This window comes from Actinoplanes sp. ATCC 53533, from assembly GCF_003947245.1.
The window spans coordinates 1-1,226 of the sequence record NZ_QHHV01000532.1 but is presented as its reverse complement, the minus strand read 5'-3'; the positions used below and the strand labels follow the sequence as shown (position 1 = coordinate 1,226).

Here is a 1,226-nt window from a genome sequence, read left to right as displayed (position 1 = left end):
CAACGCCGATTTGATCGCCGGGCCCCTGGCGCATCTTCCCTCCAGGAGGTTCAGCGCGAACGACGCCTGGCTGACCTGCGCCGCAATCGCCCATAACCTCACCCGCACCGCCGGGCACCTCGCCGCCGGCCCTCAAGCCGGCGCCCGGCCAGCGACGATTCGTACCCGGATCATCAACGTCGCCGCCCGGATCGCGCATCGGGCCCGCACCATCCACCTGCACCTCCCCGAGCACTGGCCCTGGCAGACGGCGTTCGACAACCTGTTCACCGCCGTCCAGGCCACCCCCGGCTGACCAGCCGGAACCCGCAGAATCCAGGCGGCCCGGCCACAGGCCACAACCCTGCTCCACCCGAACAAACGCGTCCAGGGCAAGCCGATCACGAGATCGGCGACTCCCACACGCCCGCCGGATCACCCCACACAGAAATGATCAACGGCGATCGACACCGACTGCGTCGGTGGATCGAGGCTAAGCAGGACTTCGTAGAACGTCGACCTTGCATTGCCACGGTATTCTGGAAAGCGGACGCCTTGCGATCCGCGCTCCCGCCAATTTCTTTTGAGCGTGTTGATGAAACCACGCTTCGGTTCCATCGGTATCGGCGTCTGGTCTAGAATCTCCTGAAACGACTCCGCAATGAGATCAGCCTTATGATCGAGAAGCTCTTCGCGCTCGCCCATCAACGCGTACGACAAAGAGCGGTGGCGTAGATATTTAAACCACCCTCGCTGATCAAAGAGCCGCTTACCGAACTTCAAAGCGCGGTATGCACCGGCGCCGCCGCGTGCTGCTTGTCCGGGCTCCACCACGCTGGGATGCTACCGCAGCAGGGGTGCCGAGTGTTCAGTTCGAAGGCACACGCGACTGGCGCGTGTTGCCGTCGTCGTATCGCGGGCTTTCCGGGCAGGTCTGCTGACGAGCGGTAAGACCCTCGATGCACTGATCTGCCGCGATCCGCGCGCTACGCAGTGTCACGGCGAGGCGAGCGGCTGACGCACGGGCATGCCGAAGTCAGTGTGTCGAGTTGATGGTTCCTTCTCGGTGGTGTACCGATCATGGCAATCCTGTCGGTTGATCGAAGACGGCATCCGTGAGATCGACATCGGTCAAGTCGGCGTCGGTGAGGTCCGTGCGCAGATCCTTGCCGGTCACGATCACCATGCGGGTCAGCAAAAAAAAAGGTTCAGCGCCTCGGTGGCGTGTTCCCCGCCGTCGATGCGGG

General features: G+C 63.3%; 2 protein-coding genes. One reads left to right on the top strand and one right to left on the bottom strand.

All coding sequences use genetic code 11. The annotated features are described in order from the left end of the window. Positions 1-295, top strand: a 295-nt coding sequence (locus tag DMB66_RS59825) for a transposase (protein ID WP_199753311.1), incomplete at its 5' end; no start/stop codon positions are given. Between the two features lie 119 nt (positions 296-414). Here the strand turns inward: DMB66_RS59825 and DMB66_RS59820 are convergent. Continuing rightward, entirely contained in the window at positions 415-813 is a 399-nt protein-coding gene (locus tag DMB66_RS59820; RefSeq protein WP_125812695.1) for a hypothetical protein, read from the bottom strand. Positions 814-1,226 lie beyond the last annotated feature (413 nt).